Source organism: Syntrophorhabdaceae bacterium, assembly GCA_028698615.1.
Classification (GTDB): Bacteria; Desulfobacterota; Syntrophorhabdia; order Syntrophorhabdales; family Syntrophorhabdaceae; genus Delta-02.
Window position 1 is genome coordinate 1 of the sequence record JAQVWF010000111.1, and the last position, 3213, is coordinate 3213.

A 3213-nucleotide genomic window follows, 5' to 3' on the forward strand; every position below is an offset into this window, starting at 1 on the left:
GCGTGTGGCAATGACAACCTAAAAATGACCCACTGTGATCACCTAAAAATGACCCACCCCGGTTTTAGTTAAAAAATATATACCCTTCATTCCTTGTCCCCTTGGCCCCACACTTGGCCCCACATTACCCACAAAACAAGCCAAGTTGACTCATCTTTATGCATTATGATATATAACCTACGTTATTGTGGTGTGTAGATAGCGCCCCGCATCAACAGCATCACGATCAGCATCAATCCAATTGACGGGAGGACGGAAACCATGAAGTACCTGAAGATACTTTGTCTGGCTTTAACATTGGTATGTGTCGCAGGCTCTGCCACCTTCGCGAAGGAGGAGTTTCCGATCAACATCGCCGTTGAGTTCACCGACCATGCCGCGAGCGCGTATATAGCTCAGCACAAAGGATGGTTTGAAGAAGAGGGGCTGAAGCCGACTTTCTACAGTTACGTGACAGGCATGTCTCTGGCCGCCGCTCTGGGCCGCGGCGATATAAAGGCCGCTTATATGTGTCTGTTGCCTGCGATCAATGCCTATGCGAATGCGAAGGTGCCGATCAAAGTCGTGACAGGACTGCACAAGCATGGCTATGCTCTGACGGTCAATCCCGATAAGATAAAAACCGTTAAGGAACTGGAGCGGGCCGACATACGCCTCGGGGCCGTGCAGATAGGTGGTCCCGTAGATGCAATCCTTCTGAAAACGATCGAGAAATATGGCCTTGACCGGAGCAAAGTCTTAAACAGAGTACAACGGATGAACCCGCCCGTGCAGATCATGGCCATCAGGATGGGAAAATTGGACGCATCCTTCAGCCCTGAGCACTGGCCGGCTATGGCCGAAGAGGCCGGGTTCAAGGTGCTCGTTAGCAGTCAGGACGTGTGGCCGCGGATGCAGGGTAGTGTCCTGGTCGTGAAGGATGAACTCATGAAGAATCATCCGGATATCGTGAGAAAACTGGCGAAGATCACAGCGAAGGCAACCGGGTGGATCAAAGATAACCCTGGAGAGGCGGCAGCGATCATGGCAGAGCAGTTGCGCGTCGCAGGCGATAAAGTCTTTCCCGTTGAAGCGGCAAAGACCGCGGCGCAATCGACAGTTACTTCCCAGATTGTTCGCAGATCGATGAAGCGATTGGATTATACCATTGACATCGACCCCGTAACGATCCAGGAATCGATCGACTTTGCAGCACGGAACGGCTACATAAAAAGCGGTTTCAAGGCCAGTGACATTCTCGATCTGAGGTTCTCAAAATGAACAACAAATCCGGGCGCCTCCAGTCCGCCTGGGGCGCCCTGCCGGTTGCTGTGTTCATAGCCGTATGGGAAATCGTCGGCCGCTTCGATCTCTTTCCGGGACAGTTTTTCTTCCCTCCCTTTTCAGCGGTGGTAAAGGAGTTCTATCACCTTACGGTAAACGGGGTTCTGGGAAAGAACTTCATGAGCAGCCTGGTTCGTGTTCTGATCGGTCTTTGCAGCGGTTCCATAGCTGGTATCTTTGTGGGGGTTATAATGGGGTGGCGCGGAATTGTCAATAAGGCGCTCAACCCCATAATAAGCCTCCTGTATCCCATTCCTGCCCTGGGTTGGCTCCCGCTCCTGATGTTGTGGATAGGCATAAACGAGATGCTTCCCATTACGATCATATTCATATGTTCATTTTTTCCGGTGGTATACAACACGGCCACAGGGATCAGAAATGTCGACCGGAGGTACATACAGGCCGCCGAGACGCTGGGGGCTTCAAATATGAGGATACTCTTTAAGGTCATCATACCTCTGGCGCTTCCCAATATCTTCACAGGCCTGAGACTGGAAGCCGGGATGTCATGGCGGGTCCTCATAGCCGCGGAGATGGTTGCGATTCCGACGGGCATCGGCGCCCTGCTCATGCAGGCCGAGAGCCTGGTCCGGGTCGATATCATCATGGTATGCCTCGCAGTCCTTTCCGTCATGTGCCTTCTCTTTGAAAGGGTCTTTGTCATCATGGAAAGGCGCATGATCGGCGAATGGAGCAACCATGCCTGATATCGAACTCGCAAACATGAGCAGGCACATTTGCCAAAACGTAGATCTCAGGATCATGGATAAGGAGATCCTTGTCATTGTGGGAACAACGGGCGCCGGGAAAACAACCCTGCTGAATGTTATTGCCGGGGTCGCGGATTACAAAGGCAGCGTGCTTATCGATGGCGTAAATGTGGACAAGGTGTCGCCGAGAAGAAGGGGTGTGGGCTACCTGTTCCAGGGCCTTGCCCTCTTCCCGCACATGACCGTGGAGGCAAACATCACCTTCGGCCTCAGCGCCGCAGGAATGGAGAAAAACGCGGCAGACGGGCGGGTTTCATCTTTGATGGAGATGGTACATATAAAACACCTTGCACACCGTTATCCCCATACGCTGTCCGGCGGCGAGAGAAAGCGTGTCGCCCTCGCGCGCTCCCTCGCACCGTCCCCGAAAGTACTCCTCCTCGACGAACCCACGGCAAGTCTCGATCACCAGACGGCCAAATACCTGCGAACCGAGCTTATCTCCCTCCTTAAGAAACTGGAGATGACGACGGTGTACGTGACGCACGATCTCAGGGAGGCGGAAGAGATCGCAGACAGGATAGCACTGATGTCCCATGGGAGGATCGAGCAGGTATCTACCCCCAAAGACTTTTTCTTCGATCCCCGGAACGAGCTTGTCTCCGAATTCGTCGGAATGCCCAACATCATAGAGTGTGACCGGTCTCGAATCCTCACGTCCGGCCTCGTGGAGGTTGTCTCCGATGAGATGACTATGGTGCTCCCCTACGACGGGGGCAATATCAGGAAAATCGCCATACCGCCGGACGACATCTACATATCTGACGTGAAACCGCCGGGTCCGGCCCTGAACCGCTTCACCGGAAAGGTGGAGGAGATCTCGCGTTATGGTTCAAACGTAAGGGTCAGGGTATCTATAGGAAAAAACAGGCTTCTTGCCGAGTTGCCCGCCAGTGCCTTTGATGAACTGTCCCTCGAGGAGGGAAAAGACGTCCACGTGGTGATAAAACTGAGAAGACTACGCTACGTGGAATCCTAGGAACATCGTGTCGCCGGCAAACAGCCGCGACTCAATCGTATCTGGATTCAAAAAAAACCAATCCGGGGTGAGGGGGACGCTCTTCGAAAATTAAAAATAGACCAGGTTGCTGGCCCGTGCGGTTTCTCGTCCCTTCTTCAG

At 53.2% G+C, this 3213-nt stretch carries 3 protein-coding genes; all 3 read left to right on the forward strand.

Translation table 11 applies throughout. The features are described from left to right. Positions 1-261: 261 nt before the first annotated feature. Genes PHC90_14890 through PHC90_14900 form a run of 3 tightly spaced genes read left to right on the forward strand, consistent with a single transcriptional unit; the run spans position 262 to position 3072 of the window. Positions 262-1260, forward strand: a complete 999-nt coding sequence (locus tag PHC90_14890; protein MDD3847633.1) for an ABC transporter substrate-binding protein — start codon at positions 262-264, stop codon at positions 1258-1260. Continuing rightward, complete coding sequence (locus tag PHC90_14895; GenBank protein ID MDD3847634.1) at positions 1257-2030, forward strand: ABC transporter permease; 774 nt, start codon at positions 1257-1259, stop codon at positions 2028-2030. Before PHC90_14890 ends, PHC90_14895 begins: the two co-directional genes overlap by 4 nt. Continuing rightward, positions 2023-3072, forward strand: coding sequence for an ABC transporter ATP-binding protein (locus PHC90_14900; protein MDD3847635.1), 1050 nt, complete (start codon positions 2023-2025; stop codon positions 3070-3072). The genes PHC90_14895 and PHC90_14900 overlap by 8 nt, the downstream gene beginning before the upstream one ends. Positions 3073-3213 lie beyond the last annotated feature (141 nt).

Excerpts from the sequence above, each read along its gene's own strand:
- PHC90_14890 (MDD3847633.1), top strand. The coding sequence starts at position 262 with ATGAAGTACCTGAAGATACTTTGTCTGGCTTTAACATTGGTATGTGTC.
- PHC90_14895 (MDD3847634.1), top strand. The coding sequence starts at position 1,257 with ATGAACAACAAATCCGGGCGCCTCCAGTCCGCCTGGGGCGCCCTGCCG.
- PHC90_14900 (MDD3847635.1), top strand. The coding sequence starts at position 2,023 with ATGCCTGATATCGAACTCGCAAACATGAGCAGGCACATTTGCCAAAAC.